The organism is Maritimibacter sp. HL-12, from assembly GCF_900177545.1.
Lineage (GTDB): Bacteria > Pseudomonadota > Alphaproteobacteria > Rhodobacterales > Rhodobacteraceae > Sinisalibacter.
In genome coordinates this window covers 1,578,521-1,604,720 of sequence record NZ_FXBQ01000001.1, presented here as the reverse complement: position 1 = coordinate 1,604,720, position 26,200 = coordinate 1,578,521, and the positions used below count along the sequence as shown (strand labels likewise).

The window sequence follows — 26,200 nt, the reverse complement described above, 5'->3', positions numbered from 1 at the left end:
CGCGGGAAAGGTCAGCGGGAATCGCAGGCCGAATCTGTCGCGCCTCGGCATTCGTGCCGTTTTCAGGCGAAATAGTCCCTGATCACACGCGCATAGACGCGCTTGAGTTGATGGATCTGCTCGATCTCCACGCGCTCGTCGACCTGGTGCATGGTCTTGCCGACGAGGCCGAACTCAACCACCGGGCAATGATCTTTCACGAAGCGCGCATCGGATGTTCCGCCCGAGGTGGACATCTCCGGCATGACCCCGGTTTCAGCCTTCACCGCTGCCGCCACCAATGCCGAGAACTCGCCCGGCGGCGTGAGAAAGCTTTCGCCCGAGATCTTAACCTCCATCGATATCTCGATGCCGGTTTCGCCCGCGATGCGCTCCATTTCCTCGCCCAGCCACGCGGTGAGCCCCTCGCCGCTGTGGGCATCGTTGAACCGGATGTTGACGGTGGCCCGGCACGTGGCCGGGATCACGTTCGTGGCCGGATTTCCGGTGTCGATCGTGGTCACCGCCAGCGTCGAGGCGTCGAAATGCTCGGTGCCCTCGTCGAGCACGTGGCTGTCGAGGCGGGCCATGAGGCGGGCGACTGCCGGCACCGGGTTTTTTGCCCGGTGCGGATAGGCGGAATGGCCCTGGATGCCGCGGGCGGTGAAAAAGGCCGTCATCGAGCCGCGGCGTCCGATCTTCATCATCTCGCCCATGTGGTTTGGCGACGTCGGCTCGCCGACGATACAGGCGGTCATCCGTTCCTGGTGCTCGGCCATCCAGTCGAGGAGGGCCTTGGTGCCGTCGGTTGCATCGCCTTCCTCGTCGCCGGTTATGGTGATGATCAGAGCACCATCCTCGGGGATCTCGCCCGCTAGGTCGATCGCCGCCGCGACCCAGGCTGCGACGCCCGATTTCATGTCGGTCGCGCCCCGGCCCCAGAGATAACCATCGCGCTCTTCACCGCCGAAAGGTTGCACCGTCCAGTCGCCGGTGTTGCCCACCGGCACGACATCGGTATGACCGTTGAAGCCAAGCGTGCGGGGTGCGCCGGGATTGCCGAAGCGGGCAAACAGGTTGGCCACGCCGTTGCGGTCTACCCTTGTGCAGGCAAAACCGGCCCCGGTAAGCAGATCCTCCAGCAAGACGAGCGCGCCGCCTTCCTCGGGCGTGACGGAAGGGCACTGGATGAGGCGTTTCGTCAGGTCTACGGGATCGGTCCGGGGCATGGCAGGTTCCTCGCTCGTGTTCGATCCCGTGATATCGCGCGCGGCCCGAGGTGGCAAACGTGTCGGATTGGCGACAGGGTTGGAACACAATTTTTGCGGCACAAAAACAAACCCTTAACAAACGCATTCGGGTTCGGCATAGTGCCCTCAAAATGATAATCCCGAGGCAGGGGTTCGGACCAGACAAGCACAAAATGTGCGCGGTTCGGTGAGCAGTTCGGCTATATATCGCGGTTACAAAACCGCGTGCGCCGTGACTCCTGCCTGAGAGGGACAGGAGGCAGGTGATATGGTTGCAGCGTCGGAACTTCCGATTACAACCAATGCAAGTGCGCTGAACATGGCGCAAACGATCTTTGGCGAAGGCGTGACCGTCGTCTCTGCTTCCTATTCGGGCGACAACCGCTCTTCCGGCATCTACACGAATGGCGACGCCGTTTCACCGGGGGTGACCCCGGCAGATACCGGCGTGATGCTGTCCACCGGGCATTTGAGCGATTTCACAAACCCGGCGGGCGGCAACTGGTGGAGCGGCCCCAACCAGGCCAACCAAAGCGGCAGCACCTCGACCGACACCTCGGGCATCAACAACAACGCCGATTTCAACGATCTGGCCGGAACCCGCACCTACGACGCCTCGATTCTCGACGTGGATTTCATTCCCACCGGCGACGTGATGTCGCTCCAATTCGTTTTCTCCTCCGACGAGTATCCGGAATATTCCGGTTCGATCTACAACGACATCGTTGGCGTCTGGGTGAACGACGAATTGGTTGAACTCTCGGTTGGCAGCGGCGAAACCGCCGTGGGCAGCATCAACCAGGCCTCCAACGAGAACCTCTACGTCGACAACACCGAGTCGCAATACAACACCGAGATGGACGGCTTCACCGTCACCATGACGTTGAAGATGAACGTTGTCCCGGGCGAGGTGAACTCGATCCGCATCGGGATCGCCGATGCATCTGACGCGCAGTATGACTCAACCCTGCTGATCGCCGGCGACTCGGCGCAGACAGCACTGATCGCCAATGACGACGTAGTCAACGTGGCCCCGGACGGCAGCAAGACCGTTGACGTGCTGGCCAATGATCAGGGCCCCGGAAACACGACGCTGACCATAACCCATATCAACGGGATCGCGGTAAACGCCGGCGACAGCGTCACGCTTACCACCGGCCAGGTGGTGACCCTCAACGCCGATGGCACCTTCACGGTCGACGCGGATTCCGACGAAGAGAGTGTCAACTTTTCCTACACGGTCGGCGCAGGAAACGGCGAAGGCTTGACCGATAGCGCGTTCGTCACGATCAACTCGGTGCCCTGTTTCGTGGCTGGCACCCTTATCGCGACACCGCACGGCGAAGTGGCGGTGGAATCCCTGAACCCGGGCGATCTCGTGCTGACCCATGACCACGGACCACAGCCGCTGCGATGGATCGGACGCCGTGCCGTGCCTGCAACCGGAAGTCACGCGCCGATAAGGATTGCCCCCAATACCTTCGGGACGCATCGCGAGTTGCTGGTTTCGCCGCTTCATCGCGTCTTGATCCGCGATGCGCTGGCGGAGCTATTGTTTGGCGAGCGTGAGGTTCTGGTCGCGGCGAAGGATCTGGTGAACGACCTGACGGTGCGGCCGGTCGAAGGCGGCACCGTGGACTATGTTCACATCCTTTTCGACTCTCATGAAGTGGTGTTTTCCGAAGGGCTTGCGACAGAGAGTTTTCTGCCCGGGCCGCAGATCAGCCAGTCTTTCGAACGCGAAGTCCTGGCAGAGATTGTGTCGATTTTTCCGGAATTAGACCCTGATACCGGGGCCGGCTACTCGGCGGCTGCAAGGCGCACGTTGCGCACTTTCGAGGCGCAACTGCTGTTCCGGCGCAATGCAAAGGCTGCCGCGTGACCTGGATTGCGCTCACCGATCTTTGCCGACCGGTGTTCAATATCCGTGGCATAGGCGTTCCCGCGGATCGGCCAGGGGTGCGGCCGCCCGCGAGTGCGCATGAAATCCTGCCAACGGGCACCCTTATGTTCGAGCTGCGCGTCCAGAAGGACCAAGGCGGCGCATGGCGCTTTCTGGACTACCAGAACAATCGCGACTGGCCCCGGAAGATCACGGGTGAAATGGCGCCGGACGGACGGCTTTCGATCGATTGTCAGCAAGGCGTTGCGTTTTCGCGTGCCGAGATCGCATTGCCCCCCACACCGCGAGAAGGCCACTTGCGGGTGAGTTACGCGTGGGATGCGCCGCGTCGGCTGGCGCGCCTGACGGTCGAGTATCTCGATGACGGGCGGATTTTCCAGGCCCAATCGGCAAACCCGGTGCCTTTGCCTGTTCACGACATCAGGGCCCTGGTTCGGAATGGACGGAGCACCCGGCTGGACCCGTCGCTTTCCTATATCGCGGTCTCCAGCAAGGTGGAGCCGGTTGGGCTCGGCAAAGGGGTCCGGGGCGATACCCCTATTGAAACCACAAGGGGGCCGGTTTTGGCGGAACGTCTGCGGCTGGGCGACAAGGTGGTGACTGCCGGAGCCGGAAACCAGCCGGTGCGCTGGATCGTGAAACGCACGGTCCCGGCTTTGGGACACTTTCGCCCGATCCGCCTGCGCGCGCCGTTTCTTGGCCTGAGCCGGGACGTGGTGGTGGCACCGGACCATCGCGTGCGTCTCGATTGGACCGATTCGGAGTTCACCCACGACGACGAAGAGGTGCTGGTGCCCGCGGCCATGTTTGCCAACGGAATGCACGCAAGGGGAGACACGCGTCGCCGTCTCGTGGAGTACTACCAGGTCCTGCTCGATGTGCATGATTGCCTCTTGCATGACGGGCTCTGGGCCGAGAGCCTGTTTCTTGGAAAGATGGTGCGCCAGCCCGGGATCTTGGCCAGCACGGCGCTTGGTGTTGCCCCGATCTCGACACTCCCGGGCCACCGCGCTTTCAAGAAAAAAGAGCTTTCAGGGCTTGAGCTGCGCAATCTCGCCGCTTCCTTGCAAGTTGCGCGCTAGGTCCAAATCCCAAGCGCGCGGGTGGACAGGGCAGGCTCGCAATGCCAAGCTTGCACCGAAATCTTCATCGGAGCCGATCATGCGCAAGCCTTCTTTTCTCTTTCCCCTCGTCTTGGCGCTGCCGCTCGCAGCCTGTTTCGACGCCGAAATGTCGCTCGATTTTCCCGGGGAGGATCGCGCCGAGGCAACCATGGTCATGACCGCAAGCCCGGATTTCTACGCGCTTGCAACCTCAAGCGGCGAGGCCTTCTGCGAGGGCGAGGAATCGATGAATGAGGACGGTCAGCATGTCTGCACCGAGACCACGGGGGGCACGATCGACGAGATCATGAACGATCCCGATATCGGTTCCGGCATGACGATCGAGCGGCGCGACGGCGAGCTGATCTACGTGGCGTTCGACCTCGGCGACATCACCGAGGATATCGCGCCGCCCGAGGAAGAAGGTGCCGACGAGATGATGGCGATGATGCGCGAGGCATTCGCGGGGCGCTCGATCACGCTCAACATTTCCGGCGCAGAGATTGTCGAGACCAATGGCACGGTCTCGGATGACGGCACCACGTCGACCTACGAGATTCCGCTGACCGTTGCGCTCGACGGCGCCGGCGATCTTCCCGAGACCTTCAACGCACTCGTGCGCCCGGGCGGCTGATCACGGCCAGGGATAGACTCCAATGACCGGGCCGTGCAGCCAGAGCAGGAAGGCGTAGACGCCAAGGCCCAGCGCAAGCCGCATCGCGCCATCAACCGTAACCGAGAGGCGGCGGCTGGTGGCGGCGAGGCGTTCCCAATCCTTGCCGAACTGGCGGCGTTTCCGACGGTCGATCAACCGCATCCCAAGAAGCGCAAAACCGAGAAAGACGGCGAACAGCAGCACGTGGGCAAGGTCGCCGTTCGGAACGATATGCGCGCCGGCCCAAAGCGCGATGGCGGCAAGAAGCGGATGCCGCGTCCAGCCTACGATACCGGCATTGGCCGGGTCGAACCGGGCGTTGTGCGCCCCGCCAAATGACAGCGGATTGGGACGGGCGATCGCCAACGCCAGAATCGCGGTGGCAATCGCCATCAGCACGAGCGGCACCCAGGCCTGCCAGGGCGCGCGCGGCCAGAGCTCGACGTAGGGCGCGCGCCCGGCGGCCACGATGAGCCACGCCAGCACAAAGATGGAAAGCGCGGAATAGGCGATGCTGAACCCGCGCGCGCCAAGCCTTGCCACCAGCCGGGCCTTCACGGCGGGCCGCACCGGGACGCCGTGCGAGATGAAGAACACTGCGAAAGCAAGGATGTATTCGCCCCAGCCTGCCATGCGCGACCCCTGCTACTTGTCTTCGAAGAACGGTGTCAACTGCGCGACGATGACGGAATTTTCCGCCAGCGCCCGGTCCATCAACGCGCGCTCGTCGTCGGCAATGTCATGCCCTTCCGCGAGCCGCTCGTCGAGCGTGCCATAGCCAGACACATCGAGCGGGGCGAGATCGGCTTGTTTCAGGATCGCCACGGTTTCGCGCACGGCTTCGGCCTCGTCAACGCCGCTGGCGTAGCACATCAGCGCGGCCCCGGTCGCGCCCTTTGGCAGCCCGTCACCGGACTTGCGGCCAACCTCGACGAGGAGGGTATAGACCTTCTGCCGGCTTTCGGTCGTCGCGCTCTTGGTCAATGTGAGTGCCTTTCCTCGTGCCCGGTTGATCTAACGTGAACGGAGCCGTTCCGCAATTCACCATCGGCTGCGACATCAAGGCATAGGGGAATAGTCGGGTTTGGGCTTGTCACAGGTCGCCCACATCATATATTCGCACTTCCGAATATTTCGAAACCCGTCCGTCAGGGTCGGAATGCGCGAACACGGAGGAGAGAATCCCAATGTCAGATTTCACCAACATGGCAACATCGCGCCGTGCATTCATCGGCCTTGGCATGGCTGGCATGGCCGCAGCGCTGGCAGGATCGCCCGCCCAGGCGGCAAAGGTCGCCACCAAGGCAAGGATCGTGATCATTGGCGCGGGTGCGGCGGGCACGGCAATCGCAAACCGTCTCGTCGATCGTCTCGACGGGGCCGAGATCACCCTTGTCGATGGCCGCAAGCAGCACCTCTACCAGCCGGGCCTTTCGCTCGTCGCCGCCGGGTTGAAACCCGCAGATTACGTCACGTCGCAGACCGCCGACTGGCTGCCTGCCGGGGTGTCGCTGGTGGCCGAACGCGCCGCCGCGATTGACCCGGAAGCCAAGACCGTGAGCACCGAGGGTGGGCAGACGCTGGCCTACGACTACCTCATCGTCGCACCGGGGCTGGTGCTGGACTATGACGCCATCGAGGGTTTCTCGCTCGACATGGTCGGGCAGAACGGCATCGGCTCGCTCTATGCCGGGGCCGATTATGCCGCCAAGACGTGGGAAGCCGCCCAGAAATTCACCGAGGAAGGCGGCGTCGGCCTCGTGATGCGGCCCGAGACCGAGATGAAATGCGCGGGCGCGCCCCTCAAGCACACCTTCCTGATCGACGATATTGCCAGTCGCGGAGTGGGCTCGGGCAAATACGAAATGCACTATGCCGCACCGCAGGGGGCGCTGTTCGGCGTGCCGATCGTGGCGGAAAAGGTGCGGATGCTTTTTGAAGAGCGCGGCATCGAAACCCACATGCAGCACACGCTGAAATCGGTCGATCCGGGCCAGAAGCGCGCCACCTTCGAGAAAAAGACGGGCGATGCGGTGTCGACGGTCGAACTGCCCTACGACTACCTGCACGTGATTCCGCCGCAGCGTGCGCCCGACGTGATCCGCGAATCGGGCTTGAGCTGGGGCGACAAGTGGGTCGATCAGGGCTGGGTCGAATGCGACCCGCAAACAATGCGCCACCTGCGCTATCCCGAGATCTTCGCGCTTGGCGACGTTGCCGGGGTTCCGAAAGGCAAGACGGCGGCCTCGGTCAAGTTCCAGGTGCCGGTGGTCGAGGATCATCTCGTCGCCGCCATCGAGGGCAAGGAAGGCACCGCCACCTATGACGGCTACACTTCCTGCCCGCTGATCACCCGCGTCGGCCGGGCGATGCTGATCGAGTTCGACTACAAGAACAACCTCGTGCCCTCCTTCCCCGGCGTGATCGCGCCGATGGAGGAACTCTGGATCAGCTGGTTGATGAAGGAAGTCGCGCTGAAAGCCACCTACAACGCCATGCTGCGTGGCAAGGCCTGAGAAAGGACCGGGACGATGAATGAACTGACACTGGAAACCATGATCGCCGTGTTCGAAGAGATGTTCGGGCGGGGCCTGTTCTGGGTGATGGTCGCCGTCGCGTTGGCCATCACGGTGGCTTATATCTACGTGCTGGTGCGTGACCGGGCGATGTCGATGCGAAAGTTCCTCTGGGCACAATTGTCGATGCCCTTCGGTGCCGTCGCGGCGGTGCTGTTCGTGCAGGCGATCACCGATTCCGGGTTCCGCGATATCGGCGGTCCGGTGGACCTGATCGTGCTGCTGGGCGTCGCAGCACTCGGCGCAGGCGGGCTTTCTATCCTGGTCTATACCGGGCAATCGCTGCTGCGCGGCAAGGAGACCGCCTGATTCAGTGATGGAAATCCAGAGAAACCACCGCCCCGGACACCTCCGGGGCGGTGCGACTTTTCAGGACCAAGGCGCCAAAAAACGGCGATCCGGGATCAGTCGCGCAGAAGTTCGTTGATCGCCGTTTTGGAGCGGGTGCGCTCATCGACCCGCTTCACGATCACGGCGCAATAGAGGTTCACGTTGTTCTTCGAGGGCATCGAACCGGCGACGACCACCGAGTAGGGCGGCACTTCGCCATACATCACTTCGCCGGTCTCGCGGTCGACGATCTTGGTGGATTTGCCGATGAACACGCCCATGCCGAGCACCGAGCCCTCGCGCACGATGCAGCCCTCGACCACTTCCGACCGCGCGCCGATGAAGCAGTTGTCTTCGATGATCGTGGGCCCGGCCTGCATCGGCTCCAGCACGCCGCCGATGCCGACGCCGCCCGAAAGGTGCACGTTCTTGCCGATCTGGGCGCAGGAGCCGACCGTCACCCAGGTATCGACCATTGTGCCTTCATCGACATAGGCACCAAGGTTGACGAAAGAGGGCATCAGCACCGCGCCCGGCGCGATATAGGCCGACTTGCGCACGACGCAGTTGGGCACGGCACGAAAGCCTGCGGCCTTCCAGTCGTCTTCGCCCCAACCCTTGAACTTGCTATCGACCTTGTCCCACCAGCCGCTGCCTTGCGGGCCGCCTCCGTGGGCCTCCATGTCCTTGATCCGGAACCCCAGAAGCACCGCCTTTTTCGCCCATTGGTTGACGTGCCATTCGCCATTCGGGTGCCGTTCGGCGACACGCAGCCTGCCCGAATCGAGGGCATTCAGCGTGTCTTCAATGGCCTCGCGGGCCTCACCAGTGGTGGCGGGCGAGATCGTGTCGCGTGCCTCCCATGCGGCTTCGATTGCGGCTTCAAGCTGGGCGTTCGACATGGGCTTTTCCCCCGAATTCGGTTCAGTCCTCTGGTCCGCACGGCTATAAGGGCTGAAACCGCGGCGCGCAATGCGGCAAGAGAGGGCAAGCAGATGACCGACAATTCCCGCAACCACCCGTTCCGCCATTCCGGGCAGGACAGGCAGGCAGCGCATGAGACTCCCGACACGCCGCAAACCCGTTCTCCCGCCTACCGGCTGGCTTTTGACGATCTCGATTTCCTTCTGCGCGACGAACTTCGGCCGGTACGGCTTCAGCTTGAGTTGTTGAAGCCCGAACTCGTCATGCAGGAACTTGGCGTCGAGTCGACCGTGGTGTTGTTCGGTGGCGCGCGCATCCCCCGACCCGAAGACAAGGACACGGCGGCAACGCAGACGCTGGCCGATCTCAGCCACTATTACGACGAGGCCCGCCGCTTCGCCCGGCTGATCTCGACGCAGTCGCGGGACAACGGGCATCGTTGCAAGGTGATCGTTTCCGGCGGCGGACCCGGGGTGATGGAAGCAGCGTCACGCGGCGCGCATGACGTGGGCGCAAAATGCGTCGGGCTCAATATTGTTCTGCCGCATGAGCAGGCGCCGAATGAATGGGTCACACCGGAGCTTTGCTTCAACTTCCACTATTTCGCCATTCGCAAGATGCATTTCCTGATGCGTGCGGAGGCGATCGTGTGCTTTCCCGGCGGTTTCGGCACGCTCGACGAGATGTTCGAAAGCCTCACATTGATCCAGACAAAACGGATGCGCGCGGTGCCAGTGATCCTGTTCGGGCGCGACTTCTGGCAAAAGATCATCAACTGGGAAGCGCTGGCCGAGGCAGGAACCATCAGCCGCGACGACCTCGACCTTTTCGAGTTCGTCGAGACGGCGGAAGAGGCGGTTGCGATCATCGACGCGTGGGAAAGCAAATGCGAGGTGAGCGCCGCCAACGGCAAGGACTGATCCGGGGGGTTCAGGATTTCACATAAACCGGCACCTCGCGGATACGATCGAGAAGCCAGGTGTGGCTATGGCCCGGGAACGGCTGGGAAAACCGGTTGAGCAAGGCCGGGTAGCCAAACCCGATTTCGGATGTGCGGCACAGGAAGCGACCGGAAATCGCCTCGTGCAACGCCAGCCCGCCGCCGGATTCCCGCAAGGTGTAGCCCTTGGCAACCAACCGGTCGCGCAGATCGGACCACCCCTGCGCGGCTTCAAAATCCTCGCACACCCGTGCCCGCACCGGCGCCAGCAGGCGTTGGCAGACGCGCGGCGGCATGCGCAGGGCATCGCGGCGGCGAAACTCCCGATCCACCGCCGCCCGGATGACCTGACCCACGGAAACGTCATCATCCCGCGCCAGGCCCTCAAGGCGAGCGATCATCTCGGCAGGCAGTTTGAAAGACACCGATTCCATACCGCCAGTCTGGCGGAAAACCGGTTTCTGCCCGGTTAATCGGGCCGTTTCAGGCGATGAGTTCCTGCGGAACCGGGCAGACGACCCGATGGCGCGGCAGTTTTGCGATCACCAGGCCCGCTTCGGTCTGGTCGATCGCGAACCCGAAGGCGGCCAGCCTCCGCCGCCATTGGCGCATGGTCTGTACCCGCGCGCGTTGATCCCGGACGAAAGCGACGATTTCTTCGACTTCGGAGTTGTCAGCCATGTCTATGCCCCATTGTTTCCGTTCGAGAACAGATCACAGGAAAACTGGGGCAATATTGCAGCGTATTGCGGGAATTCCTGTGGAACAGGCGGGGTTTTTTCAACGCGACGCGATACCCGCCTCGGTCTCGATCTCGCGGCGGCTCTTGCGTGCGCGCTCGGTGGCCGATTTGAGCTGGCCACAGGCGGCCATGATGTCTTCGCCGCGCGGTGTGCGGATCGGGGTGGCATAGCCCGCCTTGTAGATGATGTCGGCAAATCGGTGGATGCGATTGTTCGACGACCGCTTGTAGGGCGCGCCGGGCCATTCGTTGAAGGGGATCAGGTTGATCTTGGCGGGAATACCGTCGATCAGCTTCACGAGGCGACGGGCATCGTCTTCGGTATCGTTCACACCGTCGAGCATCACGTATTCAAAGGTGATCCGCTCGGAGTTGGACAGTTTCGGATAGGCCCGGAGCGCCTCGAGCAACTCGGCGATGTTCCACTTCTTGTTGATCGGCACGAGCGTGTCGCGCACCTCGTCGGTGGTGGCGTGGAAGCTGATCGCCAGCATGCAGCCGATTTCCTCGCCCGCGCGTGCGATCTCGGGCACCACGCCGGAGGTGGAGAGCGTGATCCTGCGGCGCGACAGGCTGATGCCCTCGCCGTCCATCGCGATTTTCATCGCGTCACGCACCGCATCGAAATTGTAGAGCGGCTCGCCCATGCCCATCAGCACGATGTTGGACACGAGACGCGGACGTTCACCCATGCCCTCGCCGGGCTTGACCCAATCGCCCAGATCGTCGCGCGCCAGCATGATCTGGCCGACAATCTCGGCGGCGGTGAGGTTGCGCACGAGTTTCTGCGTGCCGGTATGACAGAACGAACAGGTGAGCGTGCAACCGACCTGGCTGGAGACGCAGAGCGTGCCGCGATCTTCCTCGGGGATATAGACAACCTCGACCTCGTGGCCCCCGGCAATGCGCACGAGATACTTGCGCGTGCCGTCCTCTGAAATCTGACGGGTCATGATCTCGGGCACGCGGATCTCGAAGACCTCGCCCAGCATTGCGCGATAATCCTTGGCAAGGTTGGTCATCGCGTCAAAATCGCGCACGCCCTTCTGATAGATCCATTGCCAAACCTGGCCGACGCGCATCTTCGCCTGTTTCTCTGGCGTACCCGCTGCGATCAGGGCATCGCGCATCTCGTTGCGGGTGAGACCCACGAGGTTCGCCTTGCCGGTTTGCTCACCGTCCTTGCGGGCGATGGTAAGCACATCCTGGGTGATCGGGGCAGTCGGCGTGTTCATGGGATGATCCTTGCGCTTTCACGCCCATATAGGCCATTGCGCGGCAGTTTCAAAAGAAAACGCCCCGGCACCGGGCCGGGGCGCTCCACGATTGAGGATAATTCACTCGCAGCGTTTGGCGGCGTCTTCCACGGCAGCGGTGAAGCCGAGAAGCGAGAAGGTGTCTTCGGTTCGGGTGCCCCGTCCGGAGACGCCAACGGCGACGGCATCCGCGCCGCGTTTCATCGCGTCGATGATCTTCGGATCGTCGTCCGGGCTTGCCCAGGCCCATTCACCATCGGTGAAGAGCTGGTAGGTTTCGCCGCCAATCGTCAACGCCACGGTTGAATCGGCCTGGAACGGGTAGCCGCCGGTGAAGCTGACCTCGCCCGCGCCACTGTTGTCCGGCCTGTAGCTGACGAAGAGAAGAACCTCCCCCCGCCGCACCGCAACAACCTGCCCGTCGCGCGTGTTGACCGATTCCTTGGGCTTGGACACGCCCCAGCATTCCTTCGGGTCTTCCTCGACGAACACGCTCCAATCGGTGTTGGCCGCAACCCGGTTGGTGCTTTCCTGCGCAACCGCTCCACCCCCAAAAATCGAGAATGCCGCGATACAAAGGCCCCGTGCGAAATTCGAAATCATCTTTTCACAGCCTCCAGCCGTTCCTGCCTCTTGGCCCTTGCGTCGGCCTGCCTAAAGCGGTCTTGTCGAGACGCGGACCCGTTTCCCATCTGCGGGTTACACTAACGCAACATGCCCGGATCATGAAAGCCCCGTTGGCGGAAAACCGCGCGTTCCCCGGGGCATGGAGGAACAACCATGGGTGAACCCGCGAGGCTGACCGAAATCTGGCGTGGCGACCGGGTGGAATCTCTGCATTTGGGTCATGCCGTGATCTGCTCGGCGGCGGGTGAGATCGTGGAAGCATGGGGCGATCCGGACGCGGTGATCTACCCGCGGTCGTCGGCCAAGATGATTCAGGCCTTGCCGCTGGTCGAAAGCGGTGCCGCCGATGCGGCCGGGTTGACAAGGGAACACCTCGCGCTGTCCTGCGCCTCGCACATGGGCGGGCACATTCACACCGACCGGGTGGCACGGTGGCTCGCCGATCGGAAACTTGGTGATGACGATCTGCGTTGCGGCGCACATATGCCCACAGACCCGAAAGCGGCGAAAGAGATCACCTGCGCGGGTGCGAAGCCACGGCAGGTGCACAACAATTGTTCGGGCAAACATGCAGGCTATCTCACGCTGGCCCGTCATCTTGGCGCGGGCCCGGAATACCTCGAGATCGACCACCCGGTTCAGAAGGCGGTGCGCGCGGCTTGGGAAGACGTGACCGGCGAGCCAGTGCATGGCTGGGCAATCGACGGCTGCTCCGCCCCCAATTACGCCACATCGCTGCGCGGGCTCGGGCGAGCGATGGCCTTTTTCGCCACGGCCCGGGAGGACGGGGACAGTCCGCGCGCGCGCGCAGCCGCACGACTGCGGAAGGCGATGACCGCACATCCCGAGCTGGTCGCGGGCGAAGGACGGGCCTGCACCGGGCTGATGCGCGCGATGGCGGGGCGCGTGGCAATCAAGACCGGCGCGGAGGGAGTGTTCGTTGCAATGGTGCCGGAAAAGCGTGTCGGGATCGCACTCAAGATTGCCGATGGCGCAACGCGCGCTTCCGAAGCCACCATCGCGGCGCTGCTGGTTCGGCTTGGCGTGCTCGACCCGGCGCACGACGAAACCCTCAAAGTGCTCAACGCGCCGATCCGCAACTGGCGGGGCATGGTGACCGGCCATATCCGGCCGGTTGACGGGTTGACCGGCTGAGCGGTGAACCCGCGTTAACCTTTGATTCATCCGGTGCAGCCAATCTGGTGCCATGGAGCTTATCGAATCACATTTCGGCGAAATGCCCCTGCCTCTGTTCGAGACGGACGAAGCACCTGCCGCGTGCGTGGCCGCGCAAAAAGGACGGGTGCCATCCTACATCGGCGATCATCGCAAACGCCTGCGCGCGCGCTTCATGGAAGGCGGCGCGGGCGCGCTGCCGGATTACGAGATACTTGAACTCGTTCTGTTTCGCGCGATCCCCCGGCAGGACGTGAAGCCGCTCGCCCACGCGCTGCTCGCCCGGTTCGGTGATTTCAACGCGGTTGTTTCGGCCCCGCCCAACCGGCTGCGCGAAGTTGCCGGCGTGGGTGAGGCCGTGGTGTTGGAACTCAAGATCGTCGAAGCGGCGGCGCAAAGGCTGGCGCGGGCCCGGGTGATCCGGCGCGACGTGATCTCCTCTTGGGACGCCTTGCTCGATTACTGCCGCACGACGATGGCGCATCGTGATATCGAGCATTTCCGGGTGCTGTTCCTCGACCGCCGCAACACCCTCATAGCCGACGAAGAACAGGCGCGCGGAACGGTCGACCATGTGCCGGTCTACCCGCGCGAGGTTGCCAAGCGGGCGCTTGAAGTGAACGCCTCGGCGCTGATCCTTGTTCACAACCATCCCTCGGGTGACCCCACGCCGTCACAAGGCGATATCGACATGACGGCCCGGGTTCAGGCCGCCACCGAGACTCTGGGGATTACCTTGCACGACCATCTCATCATCGGAAAATCACAGGTGTCGAGTTTCCGCGACGCCGGCTATCTCTGACTCCGGCACGAACCGCCGCGAAACGGTGATCAATCGACCCAGATTTCCACCCGGCGGTTCACGTGGCGGCCCCATGCGGTGTCGTCACATGCCATCGGCAGAGCCTCTCCGAACCCGTCGGTATCGAGAGACACGCGGGCGCGGTCGAACACTTCCGTCTCGGCGAGCACTGCCGACATGAGTGTTTCGGCTCGCCTTCGCGACAAGCGGCGATTGGCATCTGCTTCCCCCTCACTGTCGCTGAAGCCGACAAAGGTCAAGCGCCTGCCCTCGAATTCGCCTGCCTCCAAGGCAGCGGCGAGCAGCGCGAGAAAGGCGCGGGACGGCGTATCCAGCACGGTCGATCCACCCTGAAACCGAAAGGTGAGTGAGATCCTGGCCTTGCCGTCAAACAACTTCATCATGCGCTGAAGCTCTTCGAGGCTCACCTCGGGCCCCGCCGCCCGGATCGCGTTGGCCAGCCGCCTGCCCTGCGCGGCAACCGGAACCTCGCTGAAAGACTGGTCTACAAACCCGACCCGGCGGGTCACCATCTGGGCGCTCCCCGAACGCATGTATGCCAGGAAATCTCGCGCAATCTTCGGCAGGCGGCGCGCCGGAAGGTAGAGATACATCGGCGCGGTGAGCGGATAGTCACCCGCCTTGATGCTGGCGTCACTTGCGGCAACCTCGAATGAACAAGCGCCGGTCAACGTGATCACGTCCGCGAGGCGGGATTGCGCGAAGGTTGAAATGCCAATTCCGAAAGGGTCTTGCGCGACCGCCGCGGCAAGCCCGCTGACCGTGGCGTGGGTGCGAAGATCGGATGCGAGGGTCAAACCTTGCGGCTCCAGAACCTGCGCCTCGAAGAGTTGGCCGATATCGCCGTCGGGCGAGGTGAGATGCAGGGTGATCGGTGCGTCTTCACCGTCGAGGTCCGACCAACGGGTGATCTCGCCCGCGTAGACCGCGGCGAGATCGTTCATCGTGAGACGGCGCACCGGGTTGCCCGGCGCAACGATGGGCACGAGGGCATCGCGCGCAATCACCCGAAATTGCCGCAGCCCGCGAAGATCGCCCAGACCGGCATCGCGAACCAGCGCACGTTCCCGCGAGGAGACTTCGCGCATCGAAAGCACGATGTCGGCCTGTTCGCTGACGAGATCGGCAAAGCCCTCCGCCGAGGAGGTCTGGCGCACCGTGATCTCGGCTGTTTCGGGACCGTCCGCCTTTTCATACAGACGGTAGAGCAGCCCGACTCCGGGCAGGGTTTCCCGCGCCAGAGCGTAACCGCCATTGAGCGCGAAACCTTCGATCATCGCGGGGATCAGCACCTCGCCCATTTCACTGGCCCCCGAAAGGGTGAAACGGGCCTTGTATGCCCCCAGCATCGGGCAACCCGGACCATCACAATTCACGCCGGAGCCATCGACAGTCAGGATCCCGAACTCGGTATCGACGCGGTAGAACTCGCCGTCGAAGCCAAGCAGAGTCCCGGAGATTTCCAGCGCGCCATCGCGTGAGGTGAGCGTAACGTCTTCGGCCGCAGCCGGGGAAAGCATCGACCAAAGGAAAAGTGCGGCGAGAACCGCCGCACGAAAGATTGTCATCGAAGACCCCCGGGCCGCTTCAGTTGCGGGCGAGTTTCAGCTCTTGGGGCAGGTTTTTCAACACCAGATATTCGCCCACGGCGTCGCAGCCCGGCACCGACATCGACAGGGTGTCGACATTGGGCGTTCCGATGGCATTGCTGCGCAGGATGGTTCCGGCAATCTGGGTGCCGCACGTGTTTTCCATCACCTGTGCCTCGATCGAAATCTCCGGCCCCGGATCGTCCGCCGTGAGACCCGCGGGATAGGTGTAGACATCGGCAGCATAGCCACTTGCGCTGCTTCCCAGGATCGAGACGAACCCGCCTGCGCCCGCGATGGCCATCTCGGCCGTGCCCGGCTGTTCAGCCCAGACATGGCCCGGCTCGCCGTAGACCGCGCCGTTCTCCAGTGCGTGCAGTTGGAACCCGGTTGCCCCTTTCCAGACCACGGCGATCCGCTCATAGGAGGCGAAATCGGGGACGCGCACTTCGGTCGATGCCGTCTGGCCATCGCCCAGGCGGGCAGTGAAAATGGCGGTCGCGGACATCACGGGGGCGAGGATCATCAGGCTGCCGTCAGGGCCAAGCTGTTCGGAGAACCGCAGATCGCCATGGTCGATCCCGACATCCTCTCCCGAGTGGCACGGTGCCTCGAAGGACAGGGTCACCATGGCGGCCTCTGCAGGCTCGGCCTTGAAGCTGATGTCGCAATTCGCTTCGGGAGAAGTGGCCGGTGCGATCTCGGGTTCGCCGCCGGATTGCTCGGCACTATCAAGGGCCGCAAACAGGGCCTCGGTATCCGACTCCGGTTCCGAAGGCGCCGCGGCGGGCTCGGTCATCGCGGTGGTGTCTGGCGCGGGATCTTCCTCGAAGCCAAACATCGCGGTCTTGCCGCGAGTCACTTCCTCAACCAAAGGATCGTTCGCTTCGGCCGAGGCAATCATCGGATCGACCGCAGGTTCCTCCAGCGTCGGCGCTGCCGGCGTTTTGGCCGGAACGGGCAGTTCGTCCGGTGCCACGGGCGTTTCCACGATGGTGGCCGCCGCTTGCGAAGCGTCCGAAGCATCGGGCGCAGGGGCGATCGTGGGGCCCATGACGGACGCGGAAGTCGGCAAGGCCCCTGCCATCGTCGAGGGGTTGTCGCCCGGCGACTGGGCTGAACGTTGCATGAAATGCCCCGCTGCCCCTGCGATCAGGATCGTGGCGGCGGCGGTATAGAGCCGCTTCCTGTCAATTCCTGCAGCCTTTTGCTTCAGATCGGCGAACATGGCGATCTCCAATTCATTCCGTCAGCGTGCAGTTTCCCGCAGCAATACGCCGAATAGATGAACAGAAGGTGGCCTTTTCCGGTTTTGTTTCGATTTTCGAAAACACGGTCAAGTCGTTGAGATTTCGCAACTATCTCGGGTTCCAGCGCTAAGCGCCACGATCACGCCACGTGATCGCCCCGGCCTTGCCCGAAAAACTGCCCGGTTCAGAACTTGCCGTGGCAATGCTTGAATTTCTTGCCGGACCCGCAGGGGCAAAGATCGTTCCGACCGGGGTTGCCCCAGGTGCCCGGATCGTTTTCGTCAAACCCTGCCATCGCAACGCCCTTGGGCAATTCGGACTTGCCGGTGATCTTCTCGGCTGCCTTGCGTTGCGCCTCGGCAAGTGCCTGCTGCTGCTGGAGCATTTGCTGCATCATCTGCTCCTGCTCCTCCTTGTTCATCGGACGCACCTGGCCAAGCTTCTGGGTTACATCGGCGCGCAGGCCGTCGAGCATGCCCTCGAAAAGCTGGAAGGCTTCGGTTTTGTATTCGTTGAGCGGATCGCGCTGGGCGTAACCGCGGAACCCGACGACCGAGCGCAGATGTTCGAGCGTGAGGAGATGCTCACGCCATTTCGCGTCGATGGTCTGAAGCAGGATCTGTTTCTCGATCGTCCGCATGGTCTCGGGACCGAAGGCTTCGGCCTTGTCCGCCATTTGTTTGCCGGCGGCGTCGTAAAGCCGTTCGCGGATCGCCTCGTCATCGACACCTTCTTCCTTCACCCAGTCGGTCACCGGAAGGTCGAGGTTGAGCTTTTCGATAACCGCGGCGTGCAGACCCTCGGCGTCCCATTGTTCCGCGTAGGTCTTGGGCGGGACGAAACTTTCAACCAGATCGTCGATCACCTGGTTGCGCATGTCTTCCGTCACGTCGGAAAGATCGTCCGCCTCCATGATTTCCAGACGCTGGCTGAACACCACCTTGCGCTGATCGTTCATCACGTCGTCAAACTTGAGGAGCTGCTTGCGGATGTCGAAGTTGCGCGCCTCGACCTTGCCCTGCGCACGTTCCAGGCTCTTGTTCACCCATGGATGCACGATCGCCTCGCCCTCTTTCATCCCAAGGGTGGAGAGCACCTTGTCGAGCCGTTCGGACCCGAAGATTCGCATCAGGTCGTCATCGAGCGACAGGAAAAAAGCCGAGCGGCCCGGGTCGCCCTGACGGCCGGACCGGCCGCGCAACTGGTTGTCGATCCGGCGGCTTTCATGGCGTTCGGTGGCGAGCACGAAAAGCCCGCCCGCCGCTTTCACCTTGGCTTCCTCGTCGGCATGCTCGGCTTCGATACGGGCGCGCACTTCGTCGGGGTTTGCCTCCGGGTCTGCGGCAAGAGCTTGAAGCACGATCATCTCGAAGTTGCCGCCCAGTTTGATGTCGGTTCCGCGACCGGCCATGTTGGTGGCGATCGTCACCGCGCCGAACTTGCCCGCATCGGCCACGATCTGGGCCTCCTGCTCGTGTTGGCGCGCGTTCAGGACGTTATGGGGAATGCTTTCCTTTTTCAGAAGATCAGACAGGAACTCGGATTTCTCGATCGACGTGGTGCCGACGAGAACGGGTTGGCCCTTCTCATGCGCCTTCTTGATCTCTTCCACGATGGCGGCATATTTCTCGTCCGCCGAGCGATAGACGGCATCATGCTCGTCGATCCGGGCAATCGGCAGGTTGGTCGGAACCTCGACAACACCGAGCTTGTAGATGTCATCGAATTCATCGGCCTCGGTGAGCGCCGTGCCGGTCATGCCCGCAAGCTTGTCGTAGAGACGGAAATAGTTCTGGAACGTCACCGAGGCGAGGGTGACGTTTTCGGGCTGGATGTTGCAGCCCTCCTTGGCCTCGATGGCCTGGTGCAAGCCTTCGGACAGCCTGCGTCCCGACATCATCCGGCCGGTGAATTCGTCGATCAGCACAACCTCGCCGTTGCGCACGATGTATTCCTTGTCACGGTGGAACAGCTTGTGTGCGCGCAGGCCCTGGTTGATGTGGTGCACGATCGTGGTGCTTTCGGGGTCGTAGAGCGACTGACCCTCGGGCAGCAGGCCGAGCTCGTGAAGTCGCTCTTCGAGAAACTCGTTGCCTTCATCCGTGAACGTCACGTTCCGGGTCTTCTCGTCGAGGGTGTAGTGATCGTCCTTGACCTCGGGAATGACCTTGTCGATCGTCACGTAAAGCTCGGACCGGTCCTGCGAGGGGCCCGAGATGATCAGCGGCGTGCGCGCCTCGTCGATCAGGATCGAGTCGACCTCGTCGACGATCGCGAAATGGTGCCCGCGCTGATACATCTGGCTCAGCTCGGATTTCATGTTGTCGCGCAGGTAATCGAAGCCCAGCTCGTTGTTGGTGGCATAGGTGATATCCGCCTGGTAGGCGGCCTGCTTTTCCTGGTCGGGCTGTTGCGGGTAGACGACGCCCGTGGTCATCCCGAGCGCGGCATAAACCTTGCCCATCCAGTCGGCATCGCGCCGGGCGAGGTAATCGTTTACGGTGACGATATGCACGCCCTTGCCGGTCAGCGCGTTGAGATAGGCCGGGAATGTGGCGACGAGGGTTTTGCCCTCGCCCGTCTTCATCTCGGCGATATTGCCCTGGTGGAGGAAGATCCCGCCCATGAGCTGCACGTCGAAGGCACGAAGCCCGAGCGCGCGCCAAGCGGCCTCGCGGCAGTTGGCAAAGGCTTCCGGCAGAATGTCGTCGAGCTTTTCGCCCTCGGCGACCCGCTTCTTGAAGTCTTCGGTCTTCTGCTTCAGCGCATCGTCGGACAGCGCGTGGAATTCTACTTCCAGCGCGTTGATCTTCTCGATGATCGGGCGCGTCGTCTTGATCTTGCGATCGTTCGGAGAACCAAACACCTTCTTGGCGATTTTTCCGATACCCAGCATGTTCACTCCGCCCGATCTGCTCTCTTGTTCACGACATCGCGGGGAGCACTTGCCCGTGCCCGCAAGGCCCCATATCAAGGGCATGAGATCCGCCCCCGTGAGACCCTTGCGATGTAAGGGCCGGAGCCGGAATAGTCAACGACACCGGGGAACCGGTCCGACAAGAGGAAAACCCATGAAAATCTTGCCCAAAACCACCACCCTGCTCGCCGGCGCTGCGTTGATGCTCGTGGCCTCCGCGCCGCTTCGGGCAGAGGAGTCTGCCGACACGGTCATGGCGGTTGTCAACGGAGATGAAATAACGCTCGGCCATGTGATCGCGGCCAGATTTGCCCTGCCCGAGGACTACCAGGCGTTGCCCAACGACGTGCTCCTGCCCGGCCTGATCGAACAGCTTATCCAGCAAACCGTTCTGGGCCAGGCGATCGAGGAAATGTCGGCACGGGCGAAGATCCAGCTCGACAACGAGCGCCGCGCCATCGTGGCCACGGAGAAGCTCGACGAGGTGATCTCGGGCGCGGTGGACGATGCCAAGGTGCAGGCGGCCTATGACGAAACCTATGCCGATGCCGAACCGACGCAGGAATGGAATGCGTCTCATATCCTTGTGGAAACCGAGGAAGAGGCGCAGGCGCTGGTTGATGAACTGGCAGGCGGCGCGGAATTTCCCGTGCTGGCGCGCGAGCATTCCACCGGGCCGTCCGGTCCGTCTGGTGGCGAGCTTGGCTGGTTCGGCCCCGGCATGATGGTTGAGCCCTTCGAAGTTGCCGTTGCCGACATGGATGTTGGCGATGTAGCCGGGCCGGTGCAGACGGAGTTCGGCTGGCATGTGCTCAAGCTCAATGATGCCCGCATGAAAGGCGCTCCGGCCTTGGACGAAGTGCGCGGAGAGATCGAAGAGCAGCTTGAGAACGACGCCGTGGAACAGGCACTGGCGACATTGCTCGATGCCGCGACGATCGAGCGGACCGACGTTGAAGCCATTGATCCTGACGTTCTGAGCGACGTCTCGCTCCTTGACTGATTGAAAGGGAGTCCCGGAAGGTGGGAAACAAGGCAAAGGTCCTGAAGCTCAAGGAAAAAGTGGCGCGCCTCAAAGGCCGTTTGAAGACGGCCAAGACGCATAGACATGCCGTCTCCCCGCTCGCGCCGAAGGGGGCCTTTCCGCGCCTGCCGGTGATTGGCGGGGCCCGCTTTGCGGCGGTGCAGGCCGGGGTGCGCTATGCCGGGCGGGTCGACGTGATGCTCGCCGTGCTCGATCCCGGAACCTCGGTGGCCGGGGTTTTCACCCGCTCGGCCACCCGCTCGGCGCCGGTTCTCGATTGCCAGGCCAAGATTGGCAGCGATACCTCGGGGGGTGCCGTGTTCATCGTCAACTCCGGGAACTCCAACGCTTTCACCGGTGCCAGCGGCGAAAAGGCCGTGGCCGCGATCTGCGAGGAGGTCGCGCGGGTGACGGGTGTGCCGGAAAACAGGGTCTATTCCGCCTCAACCGGGGTGATCGGCGAACCCTTGCCGTTTGAGCGGATCACGGCACGGATCGAGGAACTGAACGGCACGCTGACCGCCGATGCGATCGAGCTTGCCGCGCGCGCAATCATGACCACCGACACCTATGCCAAGGGTGCGGGCGCAGAAGTTCAGATCGGCGGCAAGACGGTGCGGATTGCAGGTATCGCCAAGGGTTCGGGCATGATCGCCCCCGATATGGCGACGATGCTTGTCTATATCTTCACCGACGCGAAGATCGAGCAACCGCTGTTGCAGAAGATGCTGGGCAGCCTGACCGACGAGACCTTCAACAACATCACCGTCGACAGCGACACCTCAACCTCCGACACGCTGCTTGTTGCCGCGACCGGGGCCTCCGGCATCGAGGTGACCGAAGACACCACGGCCTTCCGCAACGCGCTCAAGAAGGTGATGCTTGAACTCGCCCACCAGGTTGTGCGCGACGGCGAAGGCGCGACCAAGTTCATCGAGATCCGGGTGACGGGGGCGGCGTCGGACAGCGATGCGCGGACCCATGCCATGGCTATCGCCAATTCGCCGCTGGTCAAGACCGCCATCGCCGGAGAAGACCCGAACTGGGGCCGGATTGTCATGGCAATCGGCAAATCCGGCGCGGCGGCGGATCGCGACAAGCTCATGATTCACTTCGGCGAGATCCTCGTCGCCTCGCAGGGCTGGGTTTCGCCTGCCTATCGGGAGTCCGAGGGCGCGGCCTACATGAAGAACCAGGAGCTGGTGATCTCGGTCGATCTCGGCCTCGGAAAGGGTGCGGCCACGGTCTGGACCTGTGACCTCACCCATGGATACATCGAGATCAACGCGGATTACCGGTCGTGAAAATCGTTCTTGTTGCGGCGGTGGCGCTGATCGACATCGATGGGCGGGTGCTTCTCGCCCAGCGCCCGGAAGGAAAATCAATGGCCGGGCTGTGGGAATTTCCCGGCGGCAAGGTTGAAGAGGGCGAAACCCCCGAAGCCGGGCTGATCCGGGAATTGCACGAAGAACTCGGGATCGACACCCGCGCCTCCTGTCTTGCACCGCTCGCCTTCGCAAGCCACAGCTATCCGGAGTTTCACCTGTTGATGCCGCTTTTCGCATGCCGGCGCTGGAAAGGCACTGTCGTGCCGCAGGAAGGCCAGAAGCTGGCTTGGGTGCGACCAAACGACATGCGCAGCTACCCGATGCCGCCGGCCGACAAACCTCTGATCCCGATCCTTCGCGACTGGCTCTGATCGGAGCATCGGTTCCCGGCATCAAGATCTTGTTTACCGCCACCCCGCACTTGAGGCACTATCGCTCAAGGTCCGGGGGAAATGGCCATGGTCAGAACAATCACTGTCGGGAATTACCTGTCGATCCAGGGCCTTTTCGTGCGCAAACTTGGCGACGGACGCATCGTCGTCCGGATCGGCAAGGAAGAATACACCGGCAGGCCGGTTTCGGTGCCCGCCGCCTGACGCCATCGCAAATGAAAAGGGCACCCGAAGGTGCCCCTTTTTCGCAGGTCTCGCTCCGATCAGGTCAGCGAACGCTCGATTTCCTCGCGCTCGAAAATCTCGATGACGTCGCCAGTGCGGATATCATCGTAGTTCTCGAAGGCCATGCCGCATTCCTGGCCGGACTGCACTTCCTTGACTTCGTCTTTGAAGCGCTTGAGCGTTTTCAGCGTGCCTTCGTGGATCACCACGTTGTCGCGCAGCAAACGCACGCCTGCCGACCGGCGGGCGATACCTTCCGTGACGAGACAGCCGGCAACCTTGCCAACGCCCGAAACCTTGAAGACCTCGCGGATCTCGGCATAGCCGATGAAGTTCTCACGCACTTCCGCCGAGAGCAGACCAGACGCGGCTTTCTTCACGTCATCCACGAGATCGTAGATCACGCTGTAATAGCGGATCTCGACACCCTTCTGGTTGGCGCTGTTGCGCGCGGGTGCGTTGGCCCGGACGTTGAAGCCGATCACCGGGGCACCGGAAGCCTCCGCCAGCCCGATATCGGTTTCGGTGATCGCCCCGACACCGGAGTGCAGCACGCGCACGCGCACTTCTTCGTTCCCGATCTTCTCCATCGCCTGGATGATCGCCTCGGCCGAACCCTGCACGTCGGTTTTGACGAGGATCGGCAACTCCTTCACGTTCTCGTTGGCCTTGGCCTGGGCCAGAAGCTGTTCGAGCGAGGTTCCGGCACCGGCGGCGGCGCGCTTGTCTTTCGCGGCCTGCTCCCGGTATTCGGCGATCTCGCGGGCCTGCGCCTCGGTTTCGACCACGTTGAGCACATCACCGGCTTCCGGCGTGCCGTTGAGGCCGAGCACCTCGACAGGCACCGAAGGACCGGCTTCCTTGACCCGTTCGCCGCGGTCATTTTCCATCGCGCGAACCTTGCCCCATTGCTCGCCGACAACGAAGATATCGCCCTGACGCAACGTGCCTTTCTGCACCAGCACGGTGGCAACCGGGCCACGCCCGATATCGAGTTGCGCCTCGATCACCGCGCCTTGCGCCGGACGGTCGGGGTTGGCCTTGAGTTCGAGGATTTCGGCCTGAAGCGCGACGGCTTCAAGCAGCGTATCCAGACCCTGCCCGGTAATGGCCGAGACCTCGACATCCTGGACGTCGCCCGAAAGCCCCTCGACGATCACTTCGTATTGCAACAGCTCGGTGCGCACCTTGTCGGGGTTGGCGTCGTGCTTGTCGCACTTGTTGATCGCCACGATCATCGGAACGCCGGCGGCCTTGGCATGGTTGATCGCCTCGACCGTCTGCGGCATCACGGAATCGTCTGCCGCCACCACGAGGATCACGATATCGGTGACCTGTGCGCCGCGGGCGCGCATCGAGGTGAAGGCCGCGTGGCCCGGCGTGTCGAGGAAGGAGAGCACCTGCCCGGCATCCGTCGTCACCTGGTAGGCACCGATATGCTGGGTGATGCCGCCGGCTTCGCCCGATGTCACCTTGGTGTGGCGGATCGCGTCGAGCAGCGAGGTTTTGCCGTGGTCGACGTGGCCCATCACGGTGATGACCGGCGGGCGCGGCTTGAGATCTTCGGGCTTGTCTTCGACCATGTCGATGACGTCTTCGACATCGGCGTCCGAAACGCGAACGATCCGGTGGCCAAACTCCTCGATGATCACTTCCGCCGTGTCGGCATCAATCGACTGGTTCTGGGTCACCATCATGCCCATTTTCATCAGCGCCTTGACGACGTCGGCGACCCGCTCGGCCATGCGGTTGGCCAGCTCCTGAACCAGGATGGTCTCAGGCACCTGAACGTCGCGCACAACCTTTTCGTGGCTGGCGCCACCGCCCATGGCCTTCTGACGCATCCGTTCTTGCTTGCGGCGCATCGCGGCAACCGAGCGTTGCCGCCCGCCTTCGCCGCCGGAAAGTGCCTGGTTGAGCGTGAGTTTGCCGGTGCGGCGGCTGCTGTCGTCCTTGGCAGCCTTGCCGCGCGTCGGGCGTTCCTCGGCCACCCGCTCACGATCCGTCTTGCGCGGGCCCGGTGCCTTGGCACCGCGGGCCTCCGCAGCTTGTGCTTCTGCCGGATCGGCAACCGCGGCGGGCGCGGCGGCAGGGGCCGTCTTCACCGCTTCCGCTTCGGTGCGCTTGGCCTCTTCTTCCTCGGCCTTGCGCTTCGCGGCTTCGGCGCGTTCGCGCTCCTCGCGCTCTTTTTCTTCCGCTTCACGGCGGCGGCGCTCGCGTTCTTCTTCGCGCGCCTTCTCTTCTTCTTCCCGACGCTTGGCTTCGCCGGCTTCGTTCGCCCTGGCTGCTGCCAGGGCCTTCATCCGGCGCTCCAGTTCGGCATCGGAAATGCCGGCGGGACGTTTGCTGGGGTCAACCCCGGACGACTGCCCGGCAGATCCGCCTCCAGTTCCCGAAGACGCACCCGGCTTGGGAACGACAACGCGCTTGCGCTTCGTTTCCACCACCACATTCTTGGTGCGTCCATGGCTGAAGCTCTGCTTCACCTGGCCCGACCGGGCACCACCACGCAGTCCAAGGGGCTTTTTGCCGTCGCTATCGTTCATGTCGTCTTCGTACCTTTCCGGTGGGCGTTCCCACCGTCGTTTCTGCGCAAGCCCGAGAGCTTTGCGGCTTCCTCTACTACACGGGCGGTGAGTCCACCAGCCGCGAGCGCGCCATGTATCACATTTTCCCGCCCGAATGCCAAACCCAATTCCCGGGCCGTCAGGCAGCCGATGAATCGGCCATCTTTCCCGGGTGGGCGCAGCTTGGTCTTGCCACGTTCGGAACCGTCTGAAGCCTGGATCAGAACTTCGGCCTGATCCTTGACAAGCCAATCCTTGACCTTCTCGTAACCCGTCACCGCCGCACCCGCCTTGCGCGCGAGCGAGATCAGCTCAACGACGCGGCCAGCCATTGCGGCTTCGATCCGATCCGCCAGCCCTTCGGGCACCACGACGGGTTGGCGGGCCGCGCGGGCAAAGAGGTTCTTCGCCACCGCCTTGTCCAGCGCGGCGCGATCCGCCGCGACCCAAATTCCACGGCCCGGCAACTTCTCGCGCAGATCGGGCACCAGTTCGGAATCCGGACCGACGACGAAGCGGATCAGCCCATGTTTGGGCTGCACCTCGCCCGTCGCGATGCAACGACGCTCAGGGCCTTCCGCCCGCGTATTCGGCCGACCGCCTCGGGTCATCTGGCCTTGCCCG

General features: G+C 62.9%; 25 protein-coding genes. 12 read left to right on the top strand and 13 right to left on the bottom strand.

Translation table 11 applies throughout. The features are described 5' to 3' along the window. Positions 1 to 62: 62 nt before the first annotated feature. Positions 63 to 1,208 (bottom strand): succinyl-diaminopimelate desuccinylase, encoded by a 1,146-nt coding sequence (gene dapE / locus B9Y97_RS07950; RefSeq protein ID WP_085526238.1) that lies wholly within the window; start codon positions 1,206 to 1,208, stop codon positions 63 to 65. Between the two features lie 289 nt (positions 1,209 to 1,497). Between dapE and B9Y97_RS07945 the strand changes: the two genes are divergently transcribed. The 3 genes from B9Y97_RS07945 (at position 1,498) to B9Y97_RS07935 (ending at position 4,869) form a co-directional block, all read left to right on the top strand. Beyond that, positions 1,498 to 3,111, top strand: coding sequence for a Hint domain-containing protein (locus B9Y97_RS07945; RefSeq protein ID WP_085526237.1), 1,614 nt, complete (start codon positions 1,498 to 1,500; stop codon positions 3,109 to 3,111). Continuing rightward, positions 3,108 to 4,214 (top strand): Hint domain-containing protein, encoded by a 1,107-nt coding sequence (locus B9Y97_RS07940; RefSeq protein WP_139828255.1) that lies wholly within the window; start codon positions 3,108 to 3,110, stop codon positions 4,212 to 4,214. The genes B9Y97_RS07945 and B9Y97_RS07940 overlap by 4 nt, the downstream gene beginning before the upstream one ends. Positions 4,215 to 4,293: 79 nt before the next feature. Next, positions 4,294 to 4,869 carry a hypothetical protein gene (locus tag B9Y97_RS07935; RefSeq protein WP_085526235.1) on the top strand — a complete coding sequence of 192 codons (576 nt, stop codon included), beginning with the start codon at positions 4,294 to 4,296 and terminating at the stop codon, positions 4,867 to 4,869. Here the strand turns inward: B9Y97_RS07935 and B9Y97_RS07930 are convergent, their stop codons facing one another. Next, positions 4,870 to 5,523: an NnrU family protein gene (locus tag B9Y97_RS07930; protein WP_085526234.1), complete on the bottom strand. Its 654-nt coding sequence runs from the start codon at positions 5,521 to 5,523 to the stop codon at positions 4,870 to 4,872. Between the two features lie 12 nt (positions 5,524 to 5,535). Further along, entirely contained in the window at positions 5,536 to 5,874 is a 339-nt protein-coding gene (locus tag B9Y97_RS07925) for a hypothetical protein (RefSeq protein ID WP_085526233.1), read from the bottom strand. A 203-nt stretch (positions 5,875 to 6,077) separates the two neighbouring features. Between B9Y97_RS07925 and B9Y97_RS07920 the strand changes: the two genes are divergently transcribed. Then, positions 6,078 to 7,406, top strand: coding sequence for an NAD(P)/FAD-dependent oxidoreductase (locus tag B9Y97_RS07920; RefSeq protein ID WP_085526232.1), 1,329 nt, complete (start codon positions 6,078 to 6,080; stop codon positions 7,404 to 7,406). 15 nt (positions 7,407 to 7,421) lie between these two features. Beyond that, positions 7,422 to 7,775 (top strand): DUF5368 domain-containing protein, encoded by a 354-nt coding sequence (locus tag B9Y97_RS07915; RefSeq protein WP_085526231.1) that lies wholly within the window; start codon positions 7,422 to 7,424, stop codon positions 7,773 to 7,775. Between the two features lie 95 nt (positions 7,776 to 7,870). On the opposite strand, the gene dapD is transcribed toward B9Y97_RS07915, so the two are convergent. After that, positions 7,871 to 8,698: a 2,3,4,5-tetrahydropyridine-2,6-dicarboxylate N-succinyltransferase gene (gene dapD / locus B9Y97_RS07910; RefSeq protein ID WP_085526230.1), complete on the bottom strand. Its 828-nt coding sequence runs from the start codon at positions 8,696 to 8,698 to the stop codon at positions 7,871 to 7,873. A 93-nt stretch (positions 8,699 to 8,791) separates the two neighbouring features. Between dapD and B9Y97_RS07905 the strand changes: the two genes are divergently transcribed. After that, positions 8,792 to 9,640: an LOG family protein gene (locus tag B9Y97_RS07905; protein WP_085526229.1), complete on the top strand. Its 849-nt coding sequence runs from the start codon at positions 8,792 to 8,794 to the stop codon at positions 9,638 to 9,640. Between the two features lie 10 nt (positions 9,641 to 9,650). On the opposite strand, the gene B9Y97_RS07900 is transcribed toward B9Y97_RS07905, so the two are convergent. From B9Y97_RS07900 to B9Y97_RS07885, 4 genes are all read right to left on the bottom strand, one after another. Further along, a complete protein-coding gene (locus B9Y97_RS07900; protein WP_085526228.1) occupies positions 9,651 to 10,094 on the bottom strand; it encodes a ribbon-helix-helix protein, CopG family in 444 nt (147 codons plus the stop codon). A 49-nt stretch (positions 10,095 to 10,143) separates the two neighbouring features. Next, positions 10,144 to 10,341 (bottom strand): hypothetical protein, encoded by a 198-nt coding sequence (locus tag B9Y97_RS07895; RefSeq protein WP_085526227.1) that lies wholly within the window; start codon positions 10,339 to 10,341, stop codon positions 10,144 to 10,146. Between the two features lie 99 nt (positions 10,342 to 10,440). Then, positions 10,441 to 11,637, bottom strand: a complete 1,197-nt coding sequence (gene rlmN / locus B9Y97_RS07890) for a dual-specificity RNA methyltransferase RlmN (RefSeq protein WP_085526226.1) — start codon at positions 11,635 to 11,637, stop codon at positions 10,441 to 10,443. 102 nt (positions 11,638 to 11,739) lie between these two features. Continuing rightward, positions 11,740 to 12,261, bottom strand: coding sequence for an invasion associated locus B family protein (locus tag B9Y97_RS07885; protein ID WP_139828254.1), 522 nt, complete (start codon positions 12,259 to 12,261; stop codon positions 11,740 to 11,742). A gap of 177 nt (positions 12,262 to 12,438) precedes the next feature. Between B9Y97_RS07885 and B9Y97_RS07880 the strand changes: the two genes are divergently transcribed. Both B9Y97_RS07880 and radC read left to right on the top strand, forming a co-directional pair. Beyond that, positions 12,439 to 13,440, top strand: coding sequence for an asparaginase (locus B9Y97_RS07880; RefSeq protein WP_085526225.1), 1,002 nt, complete (start codon positions 12,439 to 12,441; stop codon positions 13,438 to 13,440). Positions 13,441 to 13,492: 52 nt separating this feature from the next. Further along, positions 13,493 to 14,263, top strand: coding sequence for a RadC family protein (radC, locus tag B9Y97_RS07875; protein WP_085526224.1), 771 nt, complete (start codon positions 13,493 to 13,495; stop codon positions 14,261 to 14,263). Positions 14,264 to 14,292: 29 nt separating this feature from the next. Here the strand turns inward: radC and B9Y97_RS07870 are convergent, their stop codons facing one another. From B9Y97_RS07870 to secA, 3 genes are all read right to left on the bottom strand, one after another. Continuing rightward, positions 14,293 to 15,852, bottom strand: coding sequence for a phosphate ABC transporter substrate-binding/OmpA family protein (locus tag B9Y97_RS07870; RefSeq protein WP_085526223.1), 1,560 nt, complete (start codon positions 15,850 to 15,852; stop codon positions 14,293 to 14,295). Between the two features lie 19 nt (positions 15,853 to 15,871). Next, complete coding sequence (locus tag B9Y97_RS07865; protein ID WP_139828253.1) at positions 15,872 to 17,101, bottom strand: hypothetical protein; 1,230 nt, start codon at positions 17,099 to 17,101, stop codon at positions 15,872 to 15,874. Positions 17,102 to 17,307: 206 nt separating this feature from the next. Continuing rightward, positions 17,308 to 20,019: a preprotein translocase subunit SecA gene (secA, locus tag B9Y97_RS07860; protein WP_085526221.1), complete on the bottom strand. Its 2,712-nt coding sequence runs from the start codon at positions 20,017 to 20,019 to the stop codon at positions 17,308 to 17,310. Between the two features lie 175 nt (positions 20,020 to 20,194). Between secA and B9Y97_RS07855 the strand changes: the two genes are divergently transcribed. The 4 genes from B9Y97_RS07855 to B9Y97_RS18105 all read left to right on the top strand — a co-directional run bounded on the left by B9Y97_RS07855 (position 20,195) and on the right by B9Y97_RS18105 (position 22,988). Further along, positions 20,195 to 21,043, top strand: coding sequence for a peptidylprolyl isomerase (locus tag B9Y97_RS07855; protein WP_176224324.1), 849 nt, complete (start codon positions 20,195 to 20,197; stop codon positions 21,041 to 21,043). Positions 21,044 to 21,102: 59 nt separating this feature from the next. Then, positions 21,103 to 22,368, top strand: coding sequence for a bifunctional glutamate N-acetyltransferase/amino-acid acetyltransferase ArgJ (gene argJ / locus B9Y97_RS07850; RefSeq protein WP_254900970.1), 1,266 nt, complete (start codon positions 21,103 to 21,105; stop codon positions 22,366 to 22,368). After that, positions 22,365 to 22,763 (top strand): (deoxy)nucleoside triphosphate pyrophosphohydrolase, encoded by a 399-nt coding sequence (locus B9Y97_RS07845; RefSeq protein WP_085526219.1) that lies wholly within the window; start codon positions 22,365 to 22,367, stop codon positions 22,761 to 22,763. The genes argJ and B9Y97_RS07845 overlap by 4 nt, the downstream gene beginning before the upstream one ends. Positions 22,764 to 22,850: 87 nt before the next feature. Next, positions 22,851 to 22,988, top strand: a complete 138-nt coding sequence (locus B9Y97_RS18105; RefSeq protein ID WP_176224323.1) for a hypothetical protein — start codon at positions 22,851 to 22,853, stop codon at positions 22,986 to 22,988. A 59-nt stretch (positions 22,989 to 23,047) separates the two neighbouring features. Here B9Y97_RS18105 and infB read toward each other — a convergent pair whose 3' ends face one another. Both infB and B9Y97_RS07835 read right to left on the bottom strand, forming a co-directional pair. After that, on the bottom strand, positions 23,048 to 25,555 hold the full coding sequence (gene infB, locus B9Y97_RS07840) for a translation initiation factor IF-2 (RefSeq protein ID WP_085526218.1): 2,508 nt from the start codon (positions 25,553 to 25,555) through the stop codon (positions 23,048 to 23,050). Next, entirely contained in the window at positions 25,552 to 26,187 is a 636-nt protein-coding gene (locus B9Y97_RS07835) for an RNA-binding protein (RefSeq protein WP_085526217.1), read from the bottom strand. Before B9Y97_RS07835 ends, infB begins: the two co-directional genes overlap by 4 nt. Between the last annotated feature and the right edge of the window lie 13 nt (positions 26,188 to 26,200).

Excerpts from the sequence above, each read along its gene's own strand:
- dapE (WP_085526238.1), bottom strand. The coding sequence starts at position 1,208 with ATGCCCCGGACCGATCCCGTAGACCTGACGAAACGCCTCATCCAGTGC.
- B9Y97_RS07945 (WP_085526237.1), top strand. The coding sequence starts at position 1,498 with ATGGTTGCAGCGTCGGAACTTCCGATTACAACCAATGCAAGTGCGCTG.
- B9Y97_RS07935 (WP_085526235.1), top strand. The coding sequence starts at position 4,294 with ATGCGCAAGCCTTCTTTTCTCTTTCCCCTCGTCTTGGCGCTGCCGCTC.
- B9Y97_RS07930 (WP_085526234.1), bottom strand. The coding sequence starts at position 5,523 with ATGGCAGGCTGGGGCGAATACATCCTTGCTTTCGCAGTGTTCTTCATC.
- B9Y97_RS07920 (WP_085526232.1), top strand. The coding sequence starts at position 6,078 with ATGTCAGATTTCACCAACATGGCAACATCGCGCCGTGCATTCATCGGC.
- B9Y97_RS07915 (WP_085526231.1), top strand. The coding sequence starts at position 7,422 with ATGAATGAACTGACACTGGAAACCATGATCGCCGTGTTCGAAGAGATG.
- dapD (WP_085526230.1), bottom strand. The coding sequence starts at position 8,698 with ATGTCGAACGCCCAGCTTGAAGCCGCAATCGAAGCCGCATGGGAGGCA.
- B9Y97_RS07905 (WP_085526229.1), top strand. The coding sequence starts at position 8,792 with ATGACCGACAATTCCCGCAACCACCCGTTCCGCCATTCCGGGCAGGAC.
- B9Y97_RS07900 (WP_085526228.1), bottom strand. The coding sequence starts at position 10,094 with ATGGAATCGGTGTCTTTCAAACTGCCTGCCGAGATGATCGCTCGCCTT.
- B9Y97_RS07895 (WP_085526227.1), bottom strand. The coding sequence starts at position 10,341 with ATGGCTGACAACTCCGAAGTCGAAGAAATCGTCGCTTTCGTCCGGGAT.
- rlmN (WP_085526226.1), bottom strand. The coding sequence starts at position 11,637 with ATGAACACGCCGACTGCCCCGATCACCCAGGATGTGCTTACCATCGCC.
- B9Y97_RS07885 (WP_139828254.1), bottom strand. The coding sequence starts at position 12,261 with ATGATTTCGAATTTCGCACGGGGCCTTTGTATCGCGGCATTCTCGATT.
- B9Y97_RS07880 (WP_085526225.1), top strand. The coding sequence starts at position 12,439 with ATGGGTGAACCCGCGAGGCTGACCGAAATCTGGCGTGGCGACCGGGTG.
- radC (WP_085526224.1), top strand. The coding sequence starts at position 13,493 with ATGGAGCTTATCGAATCACATTTCGGCGAAATGCCCCTGCCTCTGTTC.
- B9Y97_RS07870 (WP_085526223.1), bottom strand. The coding sequence starts at position 15,852 with ATGACAATCTTTCGTGCGGCGGTTCTCGCCGCACTTTTCCTTTGGTCG.
- B9Y97_RS07865 (WP_139828253.1), bottom strand. The coding sequence starts at position 17,101 with ATGTTCGCCGATCTGAAGCAAAAGGCTGCAGGAATTGACAGGAAGCGG.
- secA (WP_085526221.1), bottom strand. The coding sequence starts at position 20,019 with ATGCTGGGTATCGGAAAAATCGCCAAGAAGGTGTTTGGTTCTCCGAAC.
- B9Y97_RS07855 (WP_176224324.1), top strand. The coding sequence starts at position 20,195 with ATGAAAATCTTGCCCAAAACCACCACCCTGCTCGCCGGCGCTGCGTTG.
- B9Y97_RS18105 (WP_176224323.1), top strand. The coding sequence starts at position 22,851 with ATGGTCAGAACAATCACTGTCGGGAATTACCTGTCGATCCAGGGCCTT.
- infB (WP_085526218.1), bottom strand. The coding sequence starts at position 25,555 with ATGAACGATAGCGACGGCAAAAAGCCCCTTGGACTGCGTGGTGGTGCC.
- B9Y97_RS07835 (WP_085526217.1), bottom strand. The coding sequence starts at position 26,187 with ATGACCCGAGGCGGTCGGCCGAATACGCGGGCGGAAGGCCCTGAGCGT.